21 protein-coding genes are annotated in these 24426 nt (G+C 73.1%); 9 read left to right on the top strand and 12 right to left on the bottom strand.

The genetic code is table 11. The features are described from left to right. Nucleotides 1–7: 7 nt before the first annotated feature. Complete coding sequence (mmsA, locus tag AB0O01_RS34340; RefSeq protein WP_365319710.1) at nucleotides 8–1510, top strand: CoA-acylating methylmalonate-semialdehyde dehydrogenase; 1503 nt, start codon at nucleotides 8–10, stop codon at nucleotides 1508–1510. A 99-nt stretch (nucleotides 1511–1609) separates the two neighbouring features. On the opposite strand, the gene AB0O01_RS34335 is transcribed toward mmsA, so the two are convergent. Beyond that, a complete protein-coding gene (locus AB0O01_RS34335) occupies nucleotides 1610–3103 on the bottom strand; it encodes a condensation domain-containing protein (RefSeq protein ID WP_365319708.1) in 1494 nt (497 codons plus the stop codon). Nucleotides 3104–3321: 218 nt separating this feature from the next. On the opposite strand from AB0O01_RS34335, the gene AB0O01_RS34330 reads away from it, so the two are divergent. Both AB0O01_RS34330 and AB0O01_RS34325 read left to right on the top strand, forming a co-directional pair. Next, on the top strand, nucleotides 3322–5985 hold the full coding sequence (locus AB0O01_RS34330) for an alpha/beta fold hydrolase (RefSeq protein WP_365319706.1): 2664 nt from the start codon (nucleotides 3322–3324) through the stop codon (nucleotides 5983–5985). Next, entirely contained in the window at nucleotides 5982–6887 is a 906-nt protein-coding gene (locus AB0O01_RS34325; RefSeq protein WP_365319704.1) for an ABC transporter permease, read from the top strand. The genes AB0O01_RS34330 and AB0O01_RS34325 overlap by 4 nt, the downstream gene beginning before the upstream one ends. A 78-nt stretch (nucleotides 6888–6965) precedes the next feature. Here the strand turns inward: AB0O01_RS34325 and AB0O01_RS34320 are convergent, their stop codons facing one another. Together AB0O01_RS34320 and AB0O01_RS34315 are read right to left on the bottom strand one after the other, a co-directional pair. Further along, the gene (locus tag AB0O01_RS34320; protein ID WP_365319702.1) at nucleotides 6966–7493 is read right to left on the bottom strand and encodes a GNAT family N-acetyltransferase; all 528 of its coding nucleotides are present in this window, start codon (nucleotides 7491–7493) and stop codon (nucleotides 6966–6968) included. After that, on the bottom strand, nucleotides 7478–8707 hold the full coding sequence (locus AB0O01_RS34315) for an XRE family transcriptional regulator (protein WP_365319700.1): 1230 nt from the start codon (nucleotides 8705–8707) through the stop codon (nucleotides 7478–7480). The genes AB0O01_RS34320 and AB0O01_RS34315 overlap by 16 nt, the downstream gene beginning before the upstream one ends. A gap of 190 nt (nucleotides 8708–8897) precedes the next feature. On the opposite strand from AB0O01_RS34315, the gene AB0O01_RS34310 reads away from it, so the two are divergent. Together AB0O01_RS34310 and AB0O01_RS34305 are read left to right on the top strand one after the other, a co-directional pair. Beyond that, the gene (locus AB0O01_RS34310; protein WP_365319698.1) at nucleotides 8898–9305 is read left to right on the top strand and encodes an ATP-binding protein; all 408 of its coding nucleotides are present in this window, start codon (nucleotides 8898–8900) and stop codon (nucleotides 9303–9305) included. Between the two features lie 142 nt (nucleotides 9306–9447). Continuing rightward, entirely contained in the window at nucleotides 9448–11004 is a 1557-nt protein-coding gene (locus AB0O01_RS34305) for a von Willebrand factor type A domain-containing protein (RefSeq protein WP_365319696.1), read from the top strand. A 79-nt stretch (nucleotides 11005–11083) separates the two neighbouring features. Here the strand turns inward: AB0O01_RS34305 and AB0O01_RS34300 are convergent, their stop codons facing one another. Both AB0O01_RS34300 and AB0O01_RS34295 read right to left on the bottom strand, forming a co-directional pair. After that, entirely contained in the window at nucleotides 11084–11491 is a 408-nt protein-coding gene (locus AB0O01_RS34300) for a rodlin (RefSeq protein ID WP_365319693.1), read from the bottom strand. Between the two features lie 277 nt (nucleotides 11492–11768). Next, nucleotides 11769–12179, bottom strand: a complete 411-nt coding sequence (locus AB0O01_RS34295; RefSeq protein ID WP_365319691.1) for a rodlin — start codon at nucleotides 12177–12179, stop codon at nucleotides 11769–11771. A gap of 290 nt (nucleotides 12180–12469) precedes the next feature. Here AB0O01_RS34295 and AB0O01_RS34290 point away from each other — a divergent pair, with 290 nt between their 5' ends. The 3 genes from AB0O01_RS34290 (at nucleotide 12470) to AB0O01_RS34280 (ending at nucleotide 14440) form a co-directional block, all read left to right on the top strand. Continuing rightward, on the top strand, nucleotides 12470–12883 hold the full coding sequence (locus tag AB0O01_RS34290) for a rodlin (RefSeq protein ID WP_355745409.1): 414 nt from the start codon (nucleotides 12470–12472) through the stop codon (nucleotides 12881–12883). Nucleotides 12884–13209: 326 nt separating this feature from the next. Beyond that, the gene (gene chpD / locus AB0O01_RS34285; RefSeq protein ID WP_355745411.1) at nucleotides 13210–13437 is read left to right on the top strand and encodes a chaplin ChpD; all 228 of its coding nucleotides are present in this window, start codon (nucleotides 13210–13212) and stop codon (nucleotides 13435–13437) included. 79 nt (nucleotides 13438–13516) lie between these two features. Continuing rightward, nucleotides 13517–14440, top strand: a complete 924-nt coding sequence (locus AB0O01_RS34280; protein ID WP_365319689.1) for a chaplin — start codon at nucleotides 13517–13519, stop codon at nucleotides 14438–14440. A 72-nt stretch (nucleotides 14441–14512) separates the two neighbouring features. Here the strand turns inward: AB0O01_RS34280 and AB0O01_RS34275 are convergent, their stop codons facing one another. Next, complete coding sequence (locus AB0O01_RS34275) at nucleotides 14513–15772, bottom strand: ATP-grasp domain-containing protein (protein ID WP_365319687.1); 1260 nt, start codon at nucleotides 15770–15772, stop codon at nucleotides 14513–14515. 174 nt (nucleotides 15773–15946) lie between these two features. Between AB0O01_RS34275 and AB0O01_RS34270 the strand changes: the two genes are divergently transcribed. Next, on the top strand, nucleotides 15947–17353 hold the full coding sequence (locus AB0O01_RS34270; protein ID WP_365319686.1) for a glycosyl hydrolase: 1407 nt from the start codon (nucleotides 15947–15949) through the stop codon (nucleotides 17351–17353). Between the two features lie 34 nt (nucleotides 17354–17387). Here AB0O01_RS34270 and AB0O01_RS34265 read toward each other — a convergent pair whose 3' ends face one another. The 6 genes from AB0O01_RS34265 to AB0O01_RS34240 all read right to left on the bottom strand — a co-directional run bounded on the left by AB0O01_RS34265 (nucleotide 17388) and on the right by AB0O01_RS34240 (nucleotide 24348). Next, the gene (locus AB0O01_RS34265) at nucleotides 17388–18518 is read right to left on the bottom strand and encodes a GNAT family N-acetyltransferase (protein WP_365319772.1); all 1131 of its coding nucleotides are present in this window, start codon (nucleotides 18516–18518) and stop codon (nucleotides 17388–17390) included. Between the two features lie 71 nt (nucleotides 18519–18589). Continuing rightward, nucleotides 18590–19231 (bottom strand): lipopolysaccharide biosynthesis protein, encoded by a 642-nt coding sequence (locus tag AB0O01_RS34260; RefSeq protein ID WP_365319770.1) that lies wholly within the window; start codon nucleotides 19229–19231, stop codon nucleotides 18590–18592. 92 nt (nucleotides 19232–19323) lie between these two features. Continuing rightward, nucleotides 19324–20559, bottom strand: coding sequence for a glycosyltransferase (locus AB0O01_RS34255; protein WP_365319684.1), 1236 nt, complete (start codon nucleotides 20557–20559; stop codon nucleotides 19324–19326). 1 nt (nucleotide 20560) lies between these two features. Next, nucleotides 20561–21250: a polysaccharide deacetylase family protein gene (locus AB0O01_RS34250; RefSeq protein ID WP_365319768.1), complete on the bottom strand. Its 690-nt coding sequence runs from the start codon at nucleotides 21248–21250 to the stop codon at nucleotides 20561–20563. An 85-nt stretch (nucleotides 21251–21335) separates the two neighbouring features. Next, nucleotides 21336–22994: a lipid II flippase MurJ gene (locus AB0O01_RS34245; protein ID WP_365319682.1), complete on the bottom strand. Its 1659-nt coding sequence runs from the start codon at nucleotides 22992–22994 to the stop codon at nucleotides 21336–21338. Further along, nucleotides 22981–24348 carry an O-antigen ligase family protein gene (locus tag AB0O01_RS34240; RefSeq protein WP_365319680.1) on the bottom strand — a complete coding sequence of 456 codons (1368 nt, stop codon included), beginning with the start codon at nucleotides 24346–24348 and terminating at the stop codon, nucleotides 22981–22983. The genes AB0O01_RS34245 and AB0O01_RS34240 overlap by 14 nt, the downstream gene beginning before the upstream one ends. Between the last annotated feature and the right edge of the window lie 78 nt (nucleotides 24349–24426).

The following is a 24426-nucleotide window of genomic DNA, read 5'->3' as shown; positions in this document are numbered from 1 at the left end:
CTCGGTCATGACGAAGATCGTCAACCACTGGATCGGCGGGAAGACCGTCGAGGGCGCGTCGGGCACGTTCGGGCCGGTCACGGACCCGGCGACCGGCGCGGTCACCACCAAGGTCCCGTTCGCGACCGTGGACGAGGTCGACGCGGCGGTGGCCGCCGCCCAGGACGCGTTCGCCACCTGGGGCCAGTCCTCGCTGGCCCAGCGCACCTCGATCCTGTTCAGGTTCCGCGCGCTGCTGGATGCCAACCGGGACGCCATCGCCGAACTGATCACCGCCGAGCACGGCAAGGTGCACTCGGACGCGCTCGGTGAGGTCGCCCGCGGTCTGGAGATCGTGGACCTGGCCTGCGGGATCAACGTCCAGCTCAAGGGCGAGCTGTCGACGCAGGTCGCGAGCCGCGTCGATGTCGCCTCGATCCGCCAGCCGCTGGGCGTCGTCGCGGGCATCACGCCGTTCAACTTCCCGGCGATGGTCCCGATGTGGATGTTCCCGCTGGCCATCGCCACCGGCAACACCTTCGTCCTGAAGCCGTCCGAGAAGGACCCCTCGGCCTCCCTGAAGATCGCCGAACTCCTCGCCGAGGCGGGCCTGCCCGACGGTGTCTTCAACATCGTCCACGGCGACAAGGTGGCCGTCGACCGCCTCCTGGAGCACCCGGACGTCAAGGCCGTCTCCTTCGTCGGCTCGACCCCCATCGCCCGCTACATCCACACCACCGCCTCGGCGAACGGCAAGCGCGTCCAGGCCCTCGGCGGCGCCAAGAACCACATGCTGGTCCTCCCCGACGCCGACCTCGACGCCGCCGCCGACGCCGCCGTCTCCGCGGCCTACGGCTCGGCCGGCGAGCGCTGCATGGCGATCTCCGCCGTCGTCGCCGTCGGCGCCATCGGCGACGAACTCGTCGAGAAGATCCGCGAGCGCGCCGAGAAGATCAAGATCGGCCCCGGCAACGACCCCGCCTCCGAGATGGGCCCGCTGATCACCGCCGCCCACCGCGACAAGGTCGCCTCCTACGTCACCGGCGCCGCCGCCGAGGGCGCCGAGGTCGTCCTGGACGGCACCGGCTACACGGTCGAGGGCTACGAGGACGGCCACTGGATCGGCATCTCCCTGCTCGACAAGGTGCCGACGTCGGCCAAGGCGTACCAGGACGAGATCTTCGGCCCGGTCCTGTGCGTGCTGCGCGTCGACACCTACGAGGAGGGCGTCGCCCTCATGAACGCCTCGCCGTTCGGCAACGGCACCGCGATCTTCACCCGGGACGGCGGCGCCGCGCGCCGCTTCCAACTGGAGATCGAGGCGGGCATGGTCGGCGTCAACGTCCCGATCCCGGTCCCCGTCGGCTACCACAGCTTCGGCGGCTGGAAGGACTCCCTCTTCGGCGACCACCACATCTACGGCAACGACGGCACGCACTTCTACACCCGCGGCAAGGTCGTCACCACCCGCTGGCCGGACCCCTCCGAGGCCCCCACGGGCGTCGACCTGGGCTTCCCGCGCAACCACTGAGGCTTTTTGCTTCTAGGGGCGCGGGGAACTGCGCGAACAACCACGCACGACCCGCGCCCCGCCCACCGGCCTCGACTCACCCATGGCAACGCACCGGTCTCAGCCCCCCGACACCTCCGTGATCACATCCCGCAACCGCTCCACGTACAACCGCATGTTCTTCTGCGCCACATCCGTATCCGGATACCGGCTGGCCAGCCACAACCCCTCGTGCAGCCGATTGACCCACACGCACACCTGATCCCCGTACGACACCCGGATCAGCGCGTACGCCGACTGCTCCGCCCACCGCTCCGCCCCCGGCAACCCCCGCGCGTCGACGTACGACACGATCGAGTACAGATCGGGCGAGGTCGGCCGGAAGTCCGCGCCGAGCAGCCGCAGCACCCGGGCCATCGGCATCCGCGCCAGCGCCCGGTTCGCGTGCACCTCGGCCCGGACCGCCGCGAGCGCCCCCGTGAAGTCCAGCCCGGGTTCCAGCGCCACCTCGATCGGCGCCCCGCCCACATACCACCCCACCGACTCCGACCAGCGGGACTTGGCCCGGGTGTGGAACGGCAGCACCGTCCGGTACACCTCCGTCTCGCCGATCTCCCGCAGCACCAGCGCGGTCGCCGCGAGCACCCCGATCCCGCTGCCCCCGTACCTGCGGCAGCGCGCCTCGAACGCGGCGGCGGTGTCCGCGTCCACCAACGGCTCCCGCATCAGCTTCTGCGGCGGCAGCACCCGGCCCGGGGTGAGCCCCAGATCGACGGGGAAGGACGGCAGCCGTCCGTCGCAGCGCCGGATGAACTCCCGCCAGCGGCCGACGATCTCGTGGTCCGCGCCGATCCGGTCGGCGTCCGCCCGCTCGCTCTCGCAGAAGTCGACATAGCTGCCCACCCGCGCCTCGGGCAGCGTCCGGCCCGCGACGGCCGCCGCGTACAGCTCATGGATCTCGGCGGGGATGCGGTGCAGCGAGTAGGCGTCGACATTGCTGTGGTCGAAGGCCATGTACACGCTGGCGCCGGTGTCCCGGACGACCGCGGTGTAGATCAGATTCGGCCAGCACAGCGCGTCCGCCGCGACATCGAAGCGGTCCTGGAGGTGCCGGACCAGGACGTCCGGGTCGGTGAAGTCCCCGACCACCTCGCGATGCAGGGTGACGGACGCGGCGTCCAGCGTGAACCGACGCAGCTCACCCTCCGAGCCCCCGGACGCTCCCGAGGACCCTGCGACCCCCGAGTCCCCGGCGGACCCCGACGCCCCCGGGTCCCCGGAGGACCCGGCGCCCCCCGAATCCCCGCCACCCCCCGCGGAGCGGAACCCGCTGCGCAGCGTCTCGTGCCGCAGCGTCCACCCCCGCAGCGCCTCCTGGAGGGCGTCCAGGTCGACCGGGCCCGCCAGATCGAAGGCGGCACCGAGCCAGGTCGGCACGTACAGGCCGTCCTCGCGCACGACGCGCGCGGTCCGGATGTGCGACTCCTGGATGTACGCCGGGGGCCGGGTGTCGTCCGGCAGACCCGCCGCGGTCGCCACGGTCGCCGGACTGAGCGTCCACTCGACGAGCCGTCCCGGGCGCACCTCGCAGCGCTGGATGTCGGTGATGCGCACAGGGCGTCTCCGTTTCGCATGTTCACAAAGGGGCCGATCCCGCCAAGGCAATGCCGTGGACCCGCCCGATGCCGGGGAATGCGGGTTTCTTCAGCGCATCGAGTGGCCCCCTCGAACGACGGACTGAATACAATCCCGGCCAACCGGCGCCCCGGTGGGGGCCCATGGGCCCCCAAGCTCACGCGGCGCTGACAGACACGCCCCGTACATTGGGCGCCATGGATCTTCGACTCCCCGGACTGCGCGGCATACGGCGCTCCCGGCGGTCGCGGAGGCTGCTCGCCGCCGCTGCCGCCGCTGTCGTCGTACTCGCCGGTGCCGGGACCTGGACGGCCGTCGCGTCGGAGGACGCGGCCCCCGTGCGGCGCAACGACCGGATGATGGACATGGGCGGCGGAGTGCGCGTCGACACCTCGTACTTCACCTCCGGTGCCACCGACACCCGCCGCCCCGCGGTACTGCTGGGGCACGGCTTCGGCGGCAGCAAGGACGACCTGCGCACGCAGGCCAAGAGCCTGGCCCGCGACGGCTACGCGGTACTGACCTGGTCGGCGCGCGGCTTCGGCGAGTCGACCGGCGAGATCGGGCTGAACGACCCGGACGCCGAGGTGGCCGATGTCTCCCGGCTGCTGGACTGGCTGGCCGGCCAGCCCCAGGTGCAGCTCGACGCAGGCGGCGACCCCCGGGTCGGCATCGCGGGCGGCTCCTACGGCGGCGCGATAGCGCTGCTGGCCGCCGGATACGACGACCGGGTGGACGCCATCGCCCCGGCGATCACGTACTGGAACCTGTCGGACGCCCTGTTCCCGGACGGCGTCTTCAAGAAGCTGTGGTCCGGCATCTTCTTCAGCACCGGCGGCGGCTGCGACGACTTCACGGCCGAGCTGTGCGCGATGTACGACCGGGTCGCCGAGTCCGGCACCCCGGACGCGGCGGCCCGTGAGCTGCTGGCGGCCCGTTCGCCGTCGGCGGTCGGCGACCGGATCGACGTCCCGACCCTGCTGTTCCAGGGCCAGAGCGACTCCCTGTTCCCGCTCGGGCAGGCCGATGCCGCCGCCCAGGCGATCCGCGCCAACGGCGCCCCCGTCGAGGTCGACTGGATCTCCGGCGGGCACGACGGCGGGGACCTGGAGACGGCCCGCGTCGAACAGCGGGTGGGCGACTGGTTCGACCGGTACCTGAAGGAGGACACGGCCGCCGCCACCGGCCCCGCCTTCCGGGTCACCCGCGCGGGCGGCGTCGACTCCGACAGCGGCGAGACCCGCCTGCGCGGCGCGACCGCCGACACCTACCCCGGACTCCGCGGCGACCCCCGGGACATCGCCCTGACCGGCGACGAGCAGGAGATCCGCAACCCGGCCGGCGCCAGCCCGCCCGCCGTCTCCGCCCTGCCCGGCCTCGGCGCGGGCGGCGGCCTCTCCTCGCTCTCCTCGCTGGGTGTCGGCGTCTCCCTCGACTTCCCCGGCCAGTTCGCGTCCTTCGAGTCGGCCCCCCTCGCCGACGACCTGCGCATCACCGGCTCCCCCACCGCCACCGTCCAGGTCCGCTCCACCACCGACGAAGCGGTCCTGTTCGCCAAGGTGTACGACGTCGGCCCTGACGGCCGCCAGCAGGTGCTGCCCTCCCAACTGGTCACCCCGGTCCGCGTCACCGACGCCCGCGAGGGCCAGGAGATCACCCTCACCCTCCCCGCCATCGACTACGACGTCCAGGCGGGCCACCGGCTGCGGCTGGTGCTGGCCTCCACCGACCTCGCCTACGCCTCCCCGCTGGCCGCGGCCACCTACACCGTCTCCCTCCAGGGCGACCTGAGCGTGCCGACCGCGCCCGCCGTGACGACCGGCTCGACCGGGCTGCCGTCCTGGGTGTGGTGGCTGCCGCTGACCGGCGCGGTGATCGCGGCGCTGCTGCTGCTCACCGCCCGCCGCCGCACCACCGCCCCGCCGCCCGACCCGGCGCTCACCGCCGTCCCCCTCCAGATCACCGGCCTCGGCAAGCGCTACTCGGCGGCCAGCGACCGCTACGCGGTCAAGGACCTCTCCTTCCGCGTGGAGAAGGGCCAGGTCCTCGGACTGCTCGGCCCCAACGGGGCGGGCAAGACCACTACCCTGCGGATGCTGATGGGCCTGATCACCCCGGACGCCGGGGAGATCCGGGTGTTCGGGCACGCGATCCGCCCCGGCGCCCCGGTACTGTCCCGGGTCGGCTCCTTCGTCGAGGGCGCCGGCTTCCTGCCCCACCTCTCCGGCCGGGAGAACCTGGAGCTGTACTGGGCCGCCACCGGCCGCCCCGCCGAGGACGCGCACATCGAGGAGGCCCTGGAGATCGCCGGTCTCGGCGACGCCCTGGCCCGCGCGGTGCGCACCTACTCGCAGGGCATGCGCCAGCGCCTCGCCATCGCCCAGGCCATGCTGGGCCTGCCGGACCTGCTGATCCTGGACGAGCCGACCAACGGACTCGACCCGCCCCAGATCCGCGAGATGCGCGAGGTGATGATCCGCTACGCGGCGGCCGGCCGGACCGTGATCGTCTCCAGCCATCTCCTCTCCGAGGTCGAGCAGTCCTGCACCCATCTGGTGGTCATGGACCGCGGCCGTCTGGTGCAGGCGGGCCCGGTCGCCGACATCGTCGGCTCCGGCGACACCCTCCTCGTCGGCACGGGTGTGCCGCTGGAGGACCCGGTGGTGGAGAAGGTCGCCGCGCTGGCGGGTGTCGCCTCCGCCGAGCGCACCGAGGACGGGCTGCTGGTCCGCCTCGACCCGGGCGCCACCCCGTCCGGGCTGGTCCCCGAACTCGTCCGCCTGGAGGTGCCCGTGGAGTCGGTCGGCCCGCACCGCCGCCTGGAGGACGCCTTCCTGACCCTGATCGGAGGCTCCGCGTGAGCACGGCCACCGAAACCCGGCCCGCCGGGACCGCCGAACCCTCCTCGCCCGAGGCGGCCCCCGGCTACCGCCCCGGCCGCACCCTCCCCCTCCGCGTCGAGCTGATCCGTCAGCTCAAGCGCCGCCGCACCCTGGTCATGGGCGGGATCCTCGCCGTGCTGCCGTTCGTGCTGGTGATCGCCTTCGCCGTCGGCGGCGACGAGGGCGGCGACGGCGACGGCGGCGGCAACCGCATCAACCTGATGGACACGGCCACCGCGTCCGGCGCCAACTTCGCGGCGGTCTCCCTGTTCGTGTCGGCGGGCTTCCTGCTGGTGATCCCGGTGGCGCTGTTCTGCGGCGACACCGTGGCCTCCGAGGCGAGCTGGTCCTCCCTGCGCTACCTCCTCGCGGCCCCCGTCCCCCGCACCCGCCTGCTCCTCTCCAAACTCGTGGTGGGGCTCGGCATGAGCCTGGCCGCGATGCTGCTGCTGCCCCTGGTCGCCCTCGCCGTCGGCTCGGTGGCCTACGGCTGGGGCCCGCTGGCCATCCCGACCGGCGGAGAGATCCCCCCGGGCACGGCCGCCCGCCACCTCCTGGTCGTCGTCGCCTACATCTTCGTCTCCCAACTGGTCACCGCCGGGCTCGCGTTCTGGCTCTCCACCAAGACGGACGCCCCGCTGGGCGCGGTCGGCGGCGCGGTCGGCCTGACCATCGTCGGCAATGTCCTCGACCAGGTCACCGCCCTCGGCGACTGGCGCGACTTCCTCCCCGCGCACTGGAACTACGCCTGGGCGGACGCCATCCAGCCCCGCCCCGAGTACGACTCGATGATCCAGGGCGCAGCCATCTCGGTCACCTACGCCGTCGTCCTGTTCGCGCTGGCCTTCCGGGGGTTCGCCCGCAAGGACGTGGTGTCGTAGGCATCCATGTGTGAGGGCCCCTGCCCGGGGTCCTCACCCGGTGCACCTGCGCCGCCTCGGGCGTTGATGTTCTCCCCCTCACAGCAGGGGGAGTTCGGCCAGCATCACCGCGAACAGGGGAGAGTCGGGAAACGGCTGCCGTTCGCCCACTTTGCTGAACCCCCACGACTCGTACAGGGCCTGCACCCGAGGGTGTTCCGTATCCACCAGGAGCACCGCGAGATCCTCGGCGCGGGCATCCAGCAGCTCGCGGGTCAGGTGCTGTGCCAGGCCGGTCTTGCGATATCCGGTCCGGACGGCGAGTTCGGAGTAGGCGAACGTCCGCGAGCGGGGCGGTGCCTCCATGTGCTCCCGCCACCATTCCCGGTGTGCCGAAGCCGGAGCTCCATACGCGAATCCCACAGGGCTGTCGCCGTCGAAAGCGATCACGCAATCGAATTCCGGGTTCCCGCCCCAGTGATCGACGAACCAGGGAAACCGTTGATTGAACTCGTGGTCCATCGCATCGGTGTAGGCGTCCGCGTGCACGTCGATCAGTGCCTGGCGGATCGCCGGAAGATCAGCGTGCGTGAAGCGTCGGACGTCGACCATCAGAGCCGTCTCCATTCGGATCGGTATCGGTCGCCCCACTCTCGTGCGGTCTCGGCGCCTGGTGCAAGCGAGATCAAGTCTCGGTAGAAGTCACCCAGAAGTGTTCGCATCCGACCGGGCAGGGGGTCGTCCTGCATCAGCTCGAGCGCCGTCGATGCCGTGAAGCAAGCCGTTTCGATGTCCCGCTGGTGTAGCTGGGCGAGCGCCAGCCGGGTCGTAGCGAATGCCCGATTTCGTCGGAAGCGCATCGGAATACCTGCCAGAGCTTGATGGGAAGCCGCCTCGGCCTGTACAGCGTCGCCGATTCGGTCTCGGACGATCGCAGTGATTGCTGCGAGTTCCGCAGGCCCGTAGAACGCGATCCACGATGGACGTGGCCGGTCGACGGCCTTGGCAAGGGCTTCGTGCGCGTGGCCCAGGGAACGGATGGCGGCTTGTCGGTCTTGACGGTCTGAGTGGCCGATGGCGGTGCGGGCGTGGGCAAGGGATGCGAAGAGAGAGTCTCTGCGAGTGATGCCGGTGGTTTGGGCGGCGTATCCGGCGTCGACGGCTTCACTGTGTTGGCGACGCTGATGGGCAAGCATGGCGAAGCTGTTCCATACACGGAGTTCGGCGACGGAGTCCTGGGCCATCCCGGCCAGGTAAAGAGCTCGGTTGAGGTGCTGGTCGGTGCGGGTCAGGTTGCGTGCGTCGAGCGTGGACCAGGCGGCGGTAGCGGTGTAGTCGGCAGCGATCGAGAAGAGACGCTGCCGGATGCGCTGAGAGGCAGCGTGGGGAAGCTTGCCGAGAGCCTCGCTCGCCCCGGCGAGCGCGTCCTGTTCCAGTCCGTCATGCCCGCCCCTGGTGTCGTCCAGGGCCATCAGGGTGTCGAGGCCGGATCGGAGGCGGATCACGTCGGAAGTGCCGACTCGACTGGGCCGGACAACTGCGGCAGCGGACGACGTGAGGAAGCGTCTGCGATCCACAGGGGACTCCGGTTTCGTGCGATTCCCCCGTGGCGGGCGGAAGCCGAGTGTCTCAGCGCATACCCCGAACACTCCCTCCAACGCCTCGCGTTGCCTCCGATGGGGCCACCGGGTTTTCCCGGTGAGCCAATAGCGGACGGTACGGTCGGTGATCGTTCCCTCATGTCCATTCGCACGCAGCCGGGAGTTCACGGCCTCTGCCAACTCGCCTTGGCTCAGGCCCGCTTCTTCCATGGCGCCGATGAGGCTGGTGTTTTCCTCCACGCCTTCCACGGTAGCGACGCCTGACGGGCGACAGCGGTGAGCAGGAAAGGATTTCCGGTCGTTGACGAGCAGCGACTCACATGTGTTTCCTCCGGCGCCGGACACCACGGTCGTTCACTGAGCAATGCCGCCGCACCGCGAGGCGAGAACCCGCATCCCCCGTCGAGGTTGTGTGATGACTGTGTCCGCCATGTCCCGTGCCACCGGATATCCGGGGTACTCCGAAATGTTGCCCGGCCTGGAGCAGAGCGCGGTGGGCGCTCGCAGGCTCGTCCGTACGGCCCTCTCGGCGTGGCAGTTGGACGAGCTCAACGACGACGGGCTGGTCCTCGTGTCCGAGCTGGTCGCCAATGCGGTCAAGCACACAAGCAGCCACCTGATTCGAGTTGTCGTATCCCGACCGTGCGACAGGAGGGTGCGGATCGGTGTGTCGGACACATCCACAGCCATGCCTCGGCTCCACGACTCCAACGGCGACAATCTGCCCACCAGCGGACGCGGGCTGCTGCTGATCGAAGCGCTGACGGACCGGTGGGGTACCGACCTGCGCACGTGGGGCAAACATGTATGGGGCGAGCTGACAATGGGTGAGACATAGCGGAGGATCACCCACCGGTCTCGGAGTGCGGCCACCGTGCCCACTTCGAGACCCATCCGCAACACCCCGGCCCGCACGTTCCGGCCCCACGTGCCGTCACAGTCACAGACATCGGCAGCGACGGACACCGGGGGCCACGGCGATGAAGCGACACCGGAACGGACGACGGCTCGGCGGCGGGATGCTCGCCCTCACCGCGGCCTGCGCACTGCTCGCGGGCTGCGGCGGGGGCGCGGAGGACAGCACCGCCGACCGCGGCGCGGACGCACAGGAGAACGACGGCGGCTGGCCCGCGCCCGACGCACCCGAGGGCGGCGGGGACCGGGCGGAGGGCGATACCGCCGAGGACACCGGGAGCGACGAACGCCGCTTCGCGCCCGAGCCCGACCACCTCTCCACCTTCGCCCTGGACGTCGACACCGCGTCCTACGGCTACGCCCGCCGCTCCCTGGCCGACGGCACCCTCCCCGACCCGTCGACGGTCCGCCCGGAGGAGTTCGTCAACAGCTTCCGCCAGGACTACGACCGCCCCGGCGGCGACGGCTTCACGGTCACCGTCGACGGCGCCCGCACCGGCGACGACGACTGGTCGCTGGTCCGCGTCGGACTCGCCACCCGCCCCGCCGGGGACGAGGAGGACCGCCCGCCGGCCGCGCTGACCTTCGTCATCGACATCTCCGGCTCCATGGCCGAGCCCGGCCGTCTCGACCTCGCCAGGAAATCCCTGGGGATGATGACCGACCAACTCCGCGACGACGACTCCGTCGCCCTGGTCACCTTCTCCGACGAGGCGGAGGAGGTCCTGCCGATGACCCGGCTCGACGGCAACCGCGACGAGATCCACGACGCCGTCGACTCCCTGGAGACCCGGCAGTCCACCAACCTCGGCGCGGGCATGGACACCGGCTACGACACCGCCGTCGAGGGCCTGCGCGAGGGCGCCACCAACCGGGTCGTGCTGATCTCCGACGCCCTCGCCAACACCGGCGACACCGACCCGGACACCATCCTGGAGAACATCGCCGACGCCCGCACCGAACACGGCATCACCCTCTTCGGTGTCGGCGTCGGCAGCGACTACGGCGACGATCTGATGGAACGGCTCGCCGACCGGGGCGACGGCCACACCACCTATGTCTCCACCACCGAGGAGGCCCGCGAGGTCTTCACCGAGCAGCTCCCGCGCTCCATCGACCTCACCGCCCGCGACGCCAAGGCCCAGGTCGCCTTCGACCCGGAGAACGTCGAGGAGTTCCGTCTCATCGGCTACGACAACCGCGAGGTCGCCGACGACGACTTCCGCGACGACGGCGTCGACGGCGGCGAGATCGGCCCCGGCCACACCGTGACCGCGCTGTACGCGGTGCGCACCGCGCCGGACGCGGCCGGGCATCTCGCCACGGCCACCGTCCGCTGGCAGGACCCCGACAGCCGCGCCCCGCACGAGGAGTCGGGCGATCTGGAGGCCGCCGATCTCGCCGACGGGGTGGGCGGCGCCTCCGACCGCTTCCAGGTCACCGCCGTCGCCGCCTACTTCGCCGACGCCCTGCGCCGCGAGGACTCCGACGGCACCCGCCTCCCGGACGCGCCCGCCCTGGACGACCTCGCCGGTATCGCCCACGACCTCGCCGACGACACCGGGGACGAGGCGGTGGAGGACCTGGCGGACACCATCGACGACGCGGCCGGGCTGCTCTGACCCCCGTCAGTCGCACGAACGACGACGGCGGGCCACCGGAGGGAACCGGTGACCCGCCGTCGCGGGAGCGGGGTACGGATCAGCCGTTGCCGGCGCCGTTGCCCGACAGGGCGGAGATGTCGTCCAGGATGTGCGACAGCGGCTCGTCGCCCTTGGCCTGGGTGGAGTTCTCCACGCACTGCTGGTTCTGCGGGGCCGACAGGATCGGGATGTCCTGCACGGCGATCGGGACCAGACCGATCAGCGAGCCGACATTGGCCTTCAGCGGCAGACCGACACACGGCTTGTTCAGCGAACCCTGGACCAGCGAGAGCTGCGGGCTCATGTCACCGAACGTGGCCGAGTTGCCGAACACCTGCGAAGCGCCGTTGCCGCTGGCGGAGGTGGTGCCGTTGTCGTCACCGATGGCCAGCGCCGAGGGGGCGGCCGTGGCCGACAGACCGGCGACGGAGGCGGCGATAGCCGCGGTGGCCCACAGCTTCTTCATGTTCTTTCCCTTCGAAAAGCGGACTCCGGTGGGGAGTTGCGTGATCATCAACGGTTCCGGAGCGGTGCGGGTTGCGGGTTTTGACCTGATTGGCGCAGTTTGTTCCCGATAAGGATGAATATCAGGCGCCAGGTTCACGACCGCCCCCGTTCCGCCGACCGGACGCCGGCCGGGGGAACGGGCCGGGGGAGCGGGACGGAAGAGCGGGCCGCCGGAAGACCGGCGGCCCGCTCGGTGGGGGCGAAGGGGCGGTGGGGCGCCCCGGAACGCGACCGGCTCAGTGGTTGGCGGCGCCGTTGCCCGCGAGCACCGAGATGTCCTGGAGGATGTGCGACAGCGGCTCGTCGCCCTTGGCCTGCGTGGAGTTCTCGACACACTGCTGGTTCTGCGGGGCCGACAGGATCGGGATGTCCTGCACGGCGATCGGGATCAGACCGATCAGCGAGCCGATGTTCGCCTTGGCGGGCAGACCGATGCAGGGCTTGTTGAACGAACCCTGGATCAGCGCCATCTGCGGGCTCATGTTGCCGTACGTGGCCGAGTTGCCGTAGATCTGCGAGGAGCCGTTGCCGCTGGCGGAGGTGGTGCCGTCGTCGTTGCCGATGGCGAGCGCCGACGGAGCGGCGGCAGCGGAGGCGCCGACGACGGAAGCGGCGACCGCGGCGGAAGCCAGAACCTTCTTGATCACTTGCTAGTCCCTTCTGGAGAAACCCCGTCCACCGGAGCGTTCTGGACAACTCCCGAGCGCGCGCATGGTTGTCCCCATTCACTCCGATGGCCCACAGCGCGCGCCCGCCCGGCGAGCGCCCCCGGAGTGCGCTCCGCATTAATTCACCGAGGTCACGAGCACCGTACGAGTGAAAGGCCGCAACCATTCGCCGTGCGTCCGGTTGATGCGAGGGCAGGAACACCCGAGACGGCCGGACCGGAAAACCCCCGGACCGGAGGCGGGGGTCCTCTTCGGAAAGGAATACGGAAATGCTGAAGAAGGCAATGGCCGCCGCGGCGCTCGCCGCCTCCGTGGTCGGCGCGTCGGCGGTGGCGGCGCCCCAGGCGCTCGCCATCGGCAACGACCAGGGCACCACTTCCGCGAGCGGCAACGGCGCGACGTCCGCGTTCGGCAACGCGGCCACCTTCGGCCACATGAGCCCGCAGGCCACCCTGGTCCAGGGTTCGCTGAACAAGCTGTGCCTCGGTGTGCCGGTCAAGGCCAACGTCGGCCCGCTGCTCGGTGTGCTGGTGCCGGTCGCGGTCCAGGACGTGTCGGTCCTGTCCGCGCCGCAGAACCAGCAGTGCGCCGACAACTCCACCCAGGCCAAGGGTGACGAGCCGCTGTCGCACATCCTGGACGACATCTCGGTGCTCGCGGGCAACGGCGTCGCCAACAACTGAGCGAACACCTCCGGTATCCGCCCGGACGGCCCGCCACCTCCCCCGGCAGGGCCGTCCGCGGCGGATTTCGTGCATTTTTGCGACGGCTCGGCACAGAAATCGGTGAAATCTCTTTCCTTACCTCTCGATCATTTCCTGCGGCCACTTAGGCGAAGCGTTTCCGCAGAGTTTTGGCGTTCGAGTGAATTACCGGGCGACACACGTTCCGGAGTTTCTTCTGCCGTCTATCCCTCGTTCTACAGCCTGCCGGTCATGGTGCGAGCCGTCCGTTGTGCTCGCTCGGTTTCGGCCGTCATAGGGGCATGACCGCAGAGAAGGGAAAGTCCATGAAGAAGACCGCTGCCGTGTTCGCGGGCGCGATCCTCGCCCTGGGCGGGGCCGCCCCGGCGTTCGCCGACTCCGGCGCCGAGGGTGCCGCGATCGGTTCCCCGGGTGTCCTCTCCGGCAACGTCATCCAGGTGCCGGTGCACATCCCCGTGAACGTCTGCGGCAACAGCATCAATGTGATCGGACTGCTGAACCCGGCGTTCGGCAACGTCTGCGTCAACGGCTGACCAGCCTCTTTCCGGCTGCGCCACGGCCGGTCCTGGACCGATTCGTATCCGGTCCAGGGCCGGCCTTTCCCGACTCTGCATGCTCATTGATCGAGCAGGACAGGAAAGATCAAGATTGCGACAGGCTTTGAGCAAGTCGATGGTCGCGGCTGCCGCCGCGACCGGCATCCTCTCCCTCTGCGCCACCCCCGTACTCGCCGACACCTCGGCGAGCGGCGGGGCGCAGGGCTCGCCCGGTGTCGTCTCGGGCAACAGCCTTCAGGTCCCGGTCACGGTCCCGGCCAACCTCTGCGGCAACACGGTCAACCCCATCGGTCTCCTCAACCCGGCCTTCGGCAACGGCTGCGCGTCCACGGACCAAGCCGGGGACACGGACCGGGGGTCGCCGTCTTACGGGGACGAGGACCCCGGGTACGGGGAGCCCGCGTATGAGCCCTCGTATGAGCCCGCGTATGAGGGTGACTCCGGGTACGGGGATTCCGACTCTGGGGATTCCGGGTACGGGGACTCCGGCTACGGGGGTGACTCCGGGAACAGGGACTCCGGCTCTGGGGATTCCGGGTACGGGGACTCCGGCCACGGGGATGACTCCGGGTATGGGGACTCCGGGTACGGGGGCGATGACTCGCCCGGCGGGTATGGGGAGCAGCCTCCAGGTGGGGGTGAGCAGCCGCCGGGTGGTGGCGAGCAGCCCCCAGGTGGGGGTGAGCAGCCGCCGGGTGGTGGCGAGCAGCCTCCCGGTGGGGGTGAGCAACCCCCAGGCGGAGGTGAGCAGCCTCCCGGCGGAGGTGAGTCACCCCCCGGTGGAGGGGAACAGCCTCCCGGTGGAGGGGAGACGCCCCCCGGTGGGGGATCGCATCAGCCTCCCCATGGGCCCGGTAAGCCCCCCTCCCTCGCGGAGACCGGGAACGACGTGCTGATCGGGGGCTCGTTGGCCGGGGCCGCGCTGGTCGCGGGTGGGGCTGTGCTGTATCGGCGAGGCAGGGCCGCCTCGCGTCCGTGACGGGCGGGGACCTGTGGGCCCCGGGCGACGGCCGACCGTCGTCCGGGGCCGTCGTGTATCCGGCCCTGGCTGTCAGTGGTGGTCCGCGTGGTGGTCGCGGGTGGGTGGGGACGGCTGGCGGATGATGCGGGGGCGGGCCGGGGCCGGGTCCTGCGGGGCGGGCGGGGCGGGGCGCAGCCGGCGGGTGAGATGGCGGGGCCAGCGCCGCCACAGGGCACGCGCGGGAGCCCGGTCGTCGGCGGCGTACCAGGCCAGTTCACGGCCGGACCGGGACGGGCGCAGGGCGGTGAGCGGGGCGTAGTTCTCGACCAGGAAGCGGCGGCCGGGGCGGGGCCGGGGGGCCGGGAGCGGGCGGCCGGTCAGGTCGAGGTGCAGGGCCCGTACGACATCCAGGCCGCCGGCGTCGGCGAACAGCCGGAACTGGGCGCCGGGGCGGGGGTTGAAGTCGAGCAGGTGGTACGCCCCGGTGCGGTCGTGGCGGCGGAAGTCCAGGTCCAGGACGCCCCGGTAGCCGAGGGCGGTGACCAGGCGGCCGGTGAGTTCGTCCAGCTCGGGGTTGGGGGTCCAGGCGCCGACCGCCGTCAGGCCCGCGGCGCGCGGCCAGGAGAGCAGTTTGCGGCCGGTGCCGCCGCCGTGGCGGGTACCGGTGCGGTCGGTGTGGCCGTGGCAGAACCAGTCGAGCCCCGGGCCCGGTGGCAGGAACTCCTGGAGGAGGAGCGTGCTGCCCGCCTCGGTGCGCCGCCCGTACAGCTCGCGGGCCTGCTGCGCGGACCGGACCACCGTGGTGCTGCGCAGTCCGCTGCCCGCAGGGAGGAGCCAGGGGCGGCTCCACTTGGCGATCACCGGCAGGCCCAGGCGCCAGGCGGCGCGGCCCGCCTCGGCGCCGCTGCCGGGGATCAGGGTGACCGGGTGGGGGATGTCCAGGGCGGTGCACAGGGCGGCCAGTTCGGCCTTGTCGGCGACGCGTTCGGCGAGCGGGCCGGGGAGCGCCGGGAGCCGGAAGGCCGGGGCGAGGGACTCCCGCAGCCGGGCCGTGGCGAGCGCGCTGGCGTCGTCCAGCGGGACCAGGACGGCGGGCCGGGCGACCCGGGCGGCCACCTCCGCCAGCACCCGGGCGATGTCCGCGTCCGAGGCGCCCGGGGCGGGCGGTTGATGGACGGCGGCGGTGAACCGGGACGCGGCCACCGGACTCGCCGGGCCGTCCGCCGCCACGACATGCGCCTCGATGCCCGCGCGGCCGAGCGAGCGGACGGCGCCCAGCGTTCCGTGGTGAAAGGGGTTCCGGTCGATCCGCAGCAGCACGGCGGGGACCCGGGTGTCGAACGGCGACACGGGCACTTCTCCTCGGTTCCTTCGGTCGGTGTCACCCGTGCGGGCGAGCGGGGCACTCGTACGCCGCAACGGCGGTGGCGTGAGGGTCTTTCATATGACTGAGTGTCAGTAACTGTCATGCGAACGGCATGAGAGTGCACGTCAGACAGCGCGGTTGTGGAGAGAGGAGCAGGCATGGCCCCACAGCAGCAACGACGGTCCCGGTCCAAGCGGCTGGCCCTGATCGCGGCGACGGTCGCCGCGTCGGCGGCCCTGGCGTCCGGACCGGTGTTCGCCGCGGGGCTCGGGGTGGTGGTCGTCGCCGACCCGCCCGCTCCGGCCCCGGCCGCGACGACGGCACCACCACCACCATCCCAGAGCCCTGACGCCCCCGCGGCACCGGCGGCGACCCCCGCGGCATCGGCGACCCCCGCCGCGCCGGGATCCACTGCCGCATCCGCATCCGCGCCCGCATCCGCGCCCGCACCCGCCAAGGGGGCTCCCGCCAAGGACGTACCGGCGAAGGGCGTGACCGCCGAGGAGTACCCCGCCTTCGGGGCCTATCTCGACTACGGGCCCCGCGGGGTGTCCCGGATCGCCGAGATGAGCCGGTGGCTGGGCGGGGCCGATCTGCGGGTCGGGCACACCTACCTGCCCGGCGATCTGTGGTCCAACATCGAGGGGAAGCCGGACTTCCTGGAGGCGTGGGCCGACTGGCGGCGGGCCGACCCGGACCGGATGTTCGTGCTCAACGTCCCCATGCTGGAGCGCAACGAGGAGGGCGTCCCGGACGCCGAGGTGCGCCGGCTGCTGCGGCAGGGCGCCGCCGGACGGTTCGACCAGCACTACCGCGCCCTCGCCCAGCGGCTGGTGGACCTCAAGGTGCCGGACACGGTGGTGGTGCTCGGCTGGGAGATGAACGGCATCACCTACACCCATCGCTGCGGGCCCGATCCGCAGGCGTGGAAGACGTACTGGAAGCGGATCGTCACCGCGATGCGGTCGGTGCCGGGGCAGCAGTTCAAGTTCGACTGGACCCCTAGCCGGGGGCGGGACGCCATCGCCTGGACGCGGTGCTACCCGGGGGACGACACCGTCGACATCATCGGCATGGACTCCTACGACCAGCCGTCCGGGCTCTCCTTCGACCAGCAGGTCAGTGAGCCGTTCGGGCTGCGGGACCATGTGGAGTTCGCCAAGGAGCACGGCAAGGCGATCTCGTACCCGGAGTGGGGGCTGTTCCGCAACGGGGACAACCCCGACTACATGCGGCGGATGCTGGCCTGGATGGACGAGCACAAGCCGCTCTACAACACCCTCACCGACTACTGCCCGCACGGGGTGTGGCAGTGCGGCAGCAACCCGCTCTCCTCGGAGATCTACCGCAGTGTGCTCTCCGGGCGCGGCGCCCCGGTCGTCACCGGTCCCACCCCCACGCCGACCCCCACTCCCACTCCCACCCCGACCCCGACCGTCCCGGTCAACCCGACCACCCCGGTCACCCCGCCCAACTGCTCGCCGCTGGACCTGGGCGACTGGGTGGAGCACTGGCTCGGCGGCAAGCTCTGCGTCCGGCTCGACTGGTGGTCGCGCAACCGGTGAGCGCGGGCCGGGTGCGCGGTGGCGGCGGCGCCGCTCAGGTGTCGCCGCCACCGTCGCGCTCCTTCCACCGCACCAGCAGGTCCTTGCCGCGCGCCCGTGCCCGCGCGTCGGCGAGGGCCGCCGCCAGCAGTGGGGCGGTGGACGCGCGGGCCAGCAGCAGCCGCTGGTTGACGACCCGGTCCGGGCGCCAGTGGTGCTTGTACGGTTCGTCGCCGCGCAGCAGGCTCAGGGTGCCGATGCCCCCGGCGGCGGCGGTGTGCCCGGTGCAGGCGTCCAGCAGCATCACCGCCACGTCCGCCTTCAGCTCCCGCAGCCGGGGATGGGCGCCGTAGAGGTAACCACCCGCCAGGCGCGGGGACATCAGGGTGAGGTCGACGGCGACGACCTCACCGTCCAGGCGGAACTCGGTGACGGCCGCGGTGCCGGAGCGGACCATCGGGGCGGCCGAGCGCACCAGGTGGTCGCGGAAGCGGGGCTGGAGGTGCTCGGTGGTCACCCTGCGGCCCCGCCACTGGAGCCGGTGCAGTTCGACGAGCCGGTGCAGCGCCCCGTCCACCTCGTCCGGTCCGGCGACGCGGCGGGTGACGCCGAGCGCGTCCAGTTTGCGGAGCTTGGCGCGGACCCGCTGCTGGGCCTTGGCCGAGGGCAGCCGGGTGATCAGTTCGTCCAGGGGGACGGCGGGCAGCTCCAGACAGACCGAGTCGTCGGTCCGGCGGCGCGGGCCGCGCCAGCGGTCGTAGACCTGTTCGAGGGCGGCGCCGGGACGGACCTCGCGCAGATCGAGCAGCGCGGTGCGCGCGGCGGCGGCCAGGGCGGCGGTCAGGGCGTCGGCGGCGGCCGGGCCGTGCTCGTCGTCCAGCAGGACATCGGCGTAGTCGGAGATGGCCCCGCCGAGCGGCACCAGCGCGGGCAGCGGACGCCGGACGCGCATCAGCGGCGCCGCCGCGATCAGCCGGCCGGTGCCGTCGCGGACCAGGACGAGCCGCAGCCGCCCGGAGCCGCCGTAGGACAGCCACCAGGAGTGCAGCCAGGGGTGGCTCTGGAAGGGGGTCGCGGTCGCGCAGCGGGTGTAGAGGCGGTGCCAGTCGGGGGCGAGGGCGGCGAAGGTGCCGGCGTCGGTGACGAGGTGGGTGGTGTACGGGGTGCGGGGCGGGGCGGGGTGCACGCAGGCCACGGGGTGTCCCCGGGGGTGACCGCGGTGCACGGCCGCGGTGCCCCGCACCCCGGCGTCCGGCGTCACAGCCGTCCGCTCGCGTCCGCCGCGACCGCCGGGCCCGGCACCGCCGTCGCCGCCTGGCCCCCGCCGTCCTCGCCGCCCCCGCCCCGGCCGTCCCCGAAGCCGTCGCCGCCGGTCGCCCGGCGCGGCCGGGCCAGCAGCGCCAGGCCGCCCAGCAGCCCGCCCGCGCTCGCCCCCACCAGCCCGGTCAGCGCCGGTCCCGGCGACGAGGGGGCGGTCGGCTTCACGGCCCGCGCGAACTGCTGGAGTTCGACCTGGGTGGCGTCCTGGCTGTCGCTCGCGTGCCCGGTCAGGGCTCTGGCCACCGCGTTGGCCATGTCGGCGGCCGTGTCGGGGCGGTTCGCGGTGGCGGTGATGGCGACCATCGGCGCGTCGGGCGAGGTCGCCGTCGTCACGTTCTGCTGGAGGGTGCGCACCGGGACGCCCGCCCACACCTGGGCGTCGCCCAGCACCGCGAGCTGGGTGGCGACCCGGCCGTACGCCTGCGCGAAGCCCAGCGCGGCGGCGGAGTCGGAGCGTTCGGTGGGGACGGCGACGACATAGCTGGTGGCGCTGTAGGCGGGGGTGGCGAGGGCGCCGTAGCCGCCGCCGAGCAGTCCGCCGGCCACGACCCCGGCCGCGAGCAGCGACCAGGGCGGCAGCCCCTTGGCACGGGCGAGGACGCGGCGGGCCGGGCGCTGCGGCCGGGGGGACGACGGCCGGGGAGACGACGGCCGGGCGGAGCGGTCGGACTTCACGGGCTGACTCCAAGGGACGAGGGGGAAGAGGGGAACGAGGGGGACGAGGGGGACGACGGGGAGGGGGTCGGGGGCTCGGGGCGGGGGGCCGGGGGAGCCGTGGGGGTGGGGGCGGGGGCGCCGCCGGTCGCCTGGGCGTAGACCTCCATCAGGCGGGCCGCGCTGCGGGTGATGCCGTAGTGGCGGGCGGCCTCCGGGGTGGTGCGGGGGCGGGGGGCGCGGGCCCGGACCTCCGCGAGGGCGGGGGCGAGGGCGGCGGGGTCGCACGCCACCCGGACCGCGTCGGTGTCGGCGCCCGGCGGCAGATCGGCGAGGGCCGGGCAGGACGCGTACCGCACCGGCAGGCCGCAGGCCAGCGCCTCCACGATCGCCAGGCCGAACGCCTCCTCGGGGGACGGGGAGGCCAGTACGTCCATGGCGGAGAGCAGGGCCGGGAGGTCGGGCCCGGGGGTGCCGTCGGGGATGCAGGGCCGTTCCCCGGTGAACAGGACCCGGTCGGCGACCCCGGCCTCGTCGGCGGTGCGCCGCAGCAGGTTCTCCTCGGGGCCGCCGCCGACCAGCAGCAGCCAGCAGTCGGGGGGCAGCGCGGCGAGGGCGCGGACCGCCACGTCGAACCGCTTCCCGGCGGCGAGCCGGCCGACCGCGCCGACCACGAACGCCTCCTCGGGCAGGCCGAGGCGGCGCCGGGTGCGGTGGCGGGCCACCGGGTCGAACCGGAACCGGTCCAGGTCGATGCCGTTGGGCACCACCTCGATCCGGGGCGCGGGCACCCCCCAGCGCAGCAGCCGGTCCGCGACCGTGGGGGAGACCGCCACGGTCGTCCGGCCCAGCCGCTCACCGGCCAGGTAGAGCCCGCGCACGCCCCGGGTGAGGGGGCGGCCCTCCATCTGGGAGTCGCCGAGGGAGTGTTCGGTGGCGACGACCGCCCGCACCCCGGCCAGCCGGGCGGCGAGGCGGCCGTAGAGGCAGGCGCGGTAGAGATGGGTGTGGACGAGGTCGTAGCCGCCGGCGCGGATCAGCCGGACCAGCTTGGGCAGCGCGCCCAGGTCGCGGTTGCCGGCCATGCCGAGGTGGGTGACCGGCACCCCGTCGGCGATGAGTCCGGTGGCGACCGCGCCCGGGTTGGTGAGGGTGACGACCTCCGCCTCGACCGGCAGATGCCGCAGCAGCAGCCGCAGTTGCTGCTCGGCGCCGCCGACCCCGAGGCCGGTGATGATGTGCAGGACCCTCATCTCACACCCCCGCGACGGCCCGGCGCCGCACCCGGTGCAGCCGCTGCTTGAGGTGCAGCCGTACGGCGGTGTCCCGCTGCCCGACGTGGACGCGCGGCAGGGCGTGCCGGGAGGTGAGCGGGCCGGGGTCGATGGCGACGGCGTAGTCGTACCCGGCCTCGCGCACGGCCCCGATCGCGCGGGGGTCGATGGTGCCGTAGGGGTAGCAGAAGCCGGTGACCGGGGTTCCGGTGAGGTCGGTGAGGAGGGCGGCGCTCTCGGCGGTCTCCGCCTTGAGGGTGCGGTCGTCGGCGCGGGTGAGGTCGAGGTGGGTGAGTCCGTGGGAGCCGATCTCGACGCCCCCGTCGGCGGCCCGGCGGATGCCGTCGGCGGTCAGCAGGGGTTTGCGCGGGCCCAGCGGGTCCCAGGCGTTGTCGCCGCCGAGGCGGCCGGGCAGTACGTAGAGGGTGGCGCCGAAGCCGAACCGGTGCAGCAGGGGCAGCGCGTGCTCGGTGAAGTCGGCGTACCCGTCGTCGAAGGTGAGCCCCACCAGGTCGTGCCCGGCGCCGCGCGCGCGGGCCGCCAGCAGTTCGGCCACCCCCACCCCGCGCTGCCCGCGCCGCTCCAGCCAGCGCAGTTGCCGGGCGAGCCGCTCGGGGGTGACGGTGATGCGGTAGGGGTCGTCGGCGCAGTCACCGACGGAGTGGTACATGGCGATCCACGGGGTGGTGACTGAGGGAGTGGTGGTCGTGGGAGCCGGGGGTGAGGGAGTGGCGGCCGAGGGGGCGGTGATCGGGTCAGCGGGTGCGGGCATGGCGGAGCCTTCGGGTCGCGGTGCGGAGGGAGTGGAGTACGGGGGCGCAGCCCTGGGCGCCCAGGCCCGCGCCGGTCAGCACGAAGACGACGGTCACCGCGGCCCCCCCGGCCGCCAGCCCTCCCATCGGTGACCCGGGCACACCCGCCGCCATCGCCCCAGCGGCGGTGGCCAGCAGGGCGGCGCGCACCGGGCGGCTCAGTTCGGCCAGCACCGCCCCGCGCCGGACCGGCAGCGCGCGGGCCCGGGTGCCGGACAGCAGCAGCACGGCCGTGACGGTGATCCCGGCGGCGTTGGCGGCGGCGATGCCGAGGACGCCCCAGGTGCCGACGGTCAGGGCGCCGGTCCAGGCGGTCACCACCACCCCGGCGGTCATCGCGGCGAGCGGGTACCAGGTGGGGTGACCGGCGCAGAAGTAGGCCCGGATCAGCGCCCCGACCAGGGTCTGGGCGAGCAGGCCGAGCGCGTACACCCGCATCACGGACGCGGTCGCGGCGGTGTCGGCGGCGGTGAACGCGCCGCGCTGGAAGAGGAGTTCGACGATCTGCGGGGCGCAGGAGACGACCGCGGCGGTGCCGAACAGCACCATGCAGGTGGCCAGGGCGAGATCCCGCTCCATCCGGCCGCGGGCCCGCTCGGTGTCGCCGTCGGCCAGCGCCCGCGCGACCACCGGGAAGGTGACGGTGACCAGTATCAGGGAGAGCGTCATGGGGATCTGGGCGACCTTCTGCGCGTAGTTCAGATGCGAGATCGCCCCGGAGGGCAGGTTCGAGGCGAGGAACCGCTCGATCAGCACCTGCGACTGACGGCACAGCGCGAAGGTCAGGATGGCCGCGATCAGACCGAGCCCGACGGCCGGTTCCGGCCCCCCGGTGCCCGACGGCGGCACCTCGGCGACCGCCTTGCGCCGCAAGCGCCGTACGAAGGAAGGGAGTTGGACCGCCACCATCAGCAGGCTGCCGAGGGCCACCCCGGTCGCCGCCGAACGCACCCCCCAGCGCCCGCCGAGCACGAACATCGCGGTGATGATGCCGGTGTTGTAGGCCACGTAGATCGCGGCCGGGGCGAGATAGCGGCGGTGGGCGCGCAGCGCGGCGCTGAAGTACCCGGCGAGCCCGAACCCGACCACGCACACCGCCGCAAGCCGGGTGCAGTCCACGGCGAGCGCGGGATCGGCCAGCCCGGGGGCCAGGACGTCCACCAGCGCGGGCGCGAGCAGGACGACGGCGATGGCGGCGGCGGCCAGGACCAGCGTCAGCCGGGGCAGCGTACGTGCCACCAGCGCCCGCACCGGGTCCCCGGCCGCCCCGCGCGCCCGCCGCGCCAGCGCCAGACTGAACGCCGGGATCAGCGCGAACGCCAGCCCGTCCTCGATCAGCAGCGTCGAGGCGAACTCCGGGACGGTCCACGCCACCAGGAACGCGTCGGTCTCCGCGCCCGCCCCGAACAGCCGGGCCAGCGCCTGGTCCCGGACCAGCCCGAGCAGCGCCCCGGCGACCGACAGGACCCCGGTGAGCAGCGCGGCACGGGCGAGGAAGCCGCGGGGCGGCGGTCCGGGCGCGGGGTCGGTGGCGGTCCGGGGGGCGGGGAGGCGGGTGGCGTCCGGTGCCGTCCCGAGCCGGGACGGGTCACGCACGGTCATCGTGTCCCCCGGTCGCCGGGGGCCGGGCGGCCGACAGCGCCCACCAGGCCGTCAGGCCCAGGCAGACGCCGCTCAGTACGGTCGCGGGGCCGCCGATGTCGGCGTAGCAGAAGTCGATGAGCTGCCAGATCAGCAGGCCGGTCGCCAGCAGGGCGCAGTCGGGGGCGCGGCGGGCGGGGCCGGTGCGGCGGGTGTGCCGCAGGCGGGTGAGGGAGCGGACCAGCAGGGCCAGCCAGCTCCCGGCGAGGGCGAGCAGTCCGAGCAGGCCCTGTTCGGCGAGGATCAGCAGATACATGTTGTGCGGGGACAGCAGCGGCTGGCGGCGGAACGCCTCACCCGCGCTCTCGGTGTCGCTGCCGGAGGACAGGGCGAGCGGGGCATGGGCGTCCCGGTGCTCGGGGAAGCCCTTGAGGCCGACGCCGGTCACCGGGTGCTCGCGCCACATCGCGCCCGCCGCCGCCCACATCGCGTACCGGTCGGTGACGGACTGGTCCGGCGCGGCGGCCACCCGCCCGATGCTGCTGATCCGTTCCTGGAGCATCCCCGAGCCCACCCCGAGGCCACCGACCAGCACGATCCCGGCCGCGAGCAGCCCCGCGCCCACCGCGAGCGCCCGGCGCGCCCCGGCCAGCAGGAGCTGGGCCGCGCAGGTCAGGGCGGTCGCGATCCAGGCGCCCCGGCTGAAGGAGAGGGCGAGCGGGACGGTCAGCGCGAGGGCGGCGGCGGTGGCCAGCGCCCGCTGCCGGGCCGGTCCGTCCCCGAGCGCCAGCCCGGTCGCGCAGACCAGGCCCAGCGACACCACCGTCGCCATCCCCATGATGTCCTGGGCGCCGAAGGTGCCGACCGCCCGGATCAACTGCCCCTGGTAGGAGGCGCCGGTCCCGGTGGCGTACTGGTGGACGCCGACCGCGCCCTCCCAGGCGGCGAGGGCCACGAACGCCCAGGCGAGCAGCCGGACGTCGGAGCGGTCCCGGATCAACAGTGCGACCGCCACCGGGACCAGCACGAAGATCTGGAGGTAGCGGCCGAGGCCGGTCAGCCCGGCCCCCGCCGAGGACGCCCCGACGGCGGCCACCGCGAGCCCCACGACCGGCAGCGCCAGGACGAGTACGGCGGTGGCGGACAGCGGGCGGCGCCTCCGGCGCAGCAGCCGGACGGCACAGAACCCGACGACCAGCGCGGACAGCGCGTCGGCCGGACCCGCCCCGCCCGCGCCGCCGGTGACCGAGGGCAGCCCCAGCAGGGCGACGACCGCGACCACGGGCCACACGGGTGACAGGGCCCGGCGCGGGGGCGGCGGGGTGCGGCGGGGCGGCAGGGCCAGAGGCGGGGGGAGGGGCGGCGCGAGGGTCATGGGCCTGGCTCCGGGTGCTGTGGTCCTGGGGGGTGGGCCGTGGTGGGGGTGGCTGCCGGTGTCGGGTGGGGGTGAGTC

The sequence above is a fragment of the Streptomyces sp. NPDC093252 genome (genome assembly GCF_040683675.1).
GTDB lineage: Bacteria > Actinomycetota > Actinomycetes > Streptomycetales > Streptomycetaceae > Streptomyces.
This window is presented reverse-complemented; position numbering and strand designations above follow the sequence as displayed.

What these genes read in the sequence shown, in the direction of transcription:
- mmsA (WP_365319710.1), top strand. Translation starts at nt 8, where the DNA reads ATGACGAAGATCGTCAACCACTGGATCGGCGGGAAGACCGTCGAGGGC.
- AB0O01_RS34330 (WP_365319706.1), top strand. Translation starts at nt 3,322, where the DNA reads ATGGATCTTCGACTCCCCGGACTGCGCGGCATACGGCGCTCCCGGCGG.
- AB0O01_RS34320 (WP_365319702.1), bottom strand. Translation starts at nt 7,493, where the DNA reads ATGGAGACGGCTCTGATGGTCGACGTCCGACGCTTCACGCACGCTGAT.
- AB0O01_RS34310 (WP_365319698.1), top strand. Translation starts at nt 8,898, where the DNA reads ATGTCCCGTGCCACCGGATATCCGGGGTACTCCGAAATGTTGCCCGGC.
- AB0O01_RS34305 (WP_365319696.1), top strand. Translation starts at nt 9,448, where the DNA reads ATGAAGCGACACCGGAACGGACGACGGCTCGGCGGCGGGATGCTCGCC.
- AB0O01_RS34300 (WP_365319693.1), bottom strand. Translation starts at nt 11,491, where the DNA reads ATGAAGAAGCTGTGGGCCACCGCGGCTATCGCCGCCTCCGTCGCCGGT.
- AB0O01_RS34290 (WP_355745409.1), top strand. Translation starts at nt 12,470, where the DNA reads ATGCTGAAGAAGGCAATGGCCGCCGCGGCGCTCGCCGCCTCCGTGGTC.
- chpD (WP_355745411.1), top strand. Translation starts at nt 13,210, where the DNA reads ATGAAGAAGACCGCTGCCGTGTTCGCGGGCGCGATCCTCGCCCTGGGC.
- AB0O01_RS34280 (WP_365319689.1), top strand. Translation starts at nt 13,517, where the DNA reads ATGCTCATTGATCGAGCAGGACAGGAAAGATCAAGATTGCGACAGGCT.
- AB0O01_RS34270 (WP_365319686.1), top strand. Translation starts at nt 15,947, where the DNA reads ATGGCCCCACAGCAGCAACGACGGTCCCGGTCCAAGCGGCTGGCCCTG.
- AB0O01_RS34255 (WP_365319684.1), bottom strand. Translation starts at nt 20,559, where the DNA reads ATGAGGGTCCTGCACATCATCACCGGCCTCGGGGTCGGCGGCGCCGAG.
- AB0O01_RS34250 (WP_365319768.1), bottom strand. Translation starts at nt 21,250, where the DNA reads ATGTACCACTCCGTCGGTGACTGCGCCGACGACCCCTACCGCATCACC.
- AB0O01_RS34245 (WP_365319682.1), bottom strand. Translation starts at nt 22,994, where the DNA reads ATGACCGTGCGTGACCCGTCCCGGCTCGGGACGGCACCGGACGCCACC.
- AB0O01_RS34240 (WP_365319680.1), bottom strand. Translation starts at nt 24,348, where the DNA reads ATGACCCTCGCGCCGCCCCTCCCCCCGCCTCTGGCCCTGCCGCCCCGC.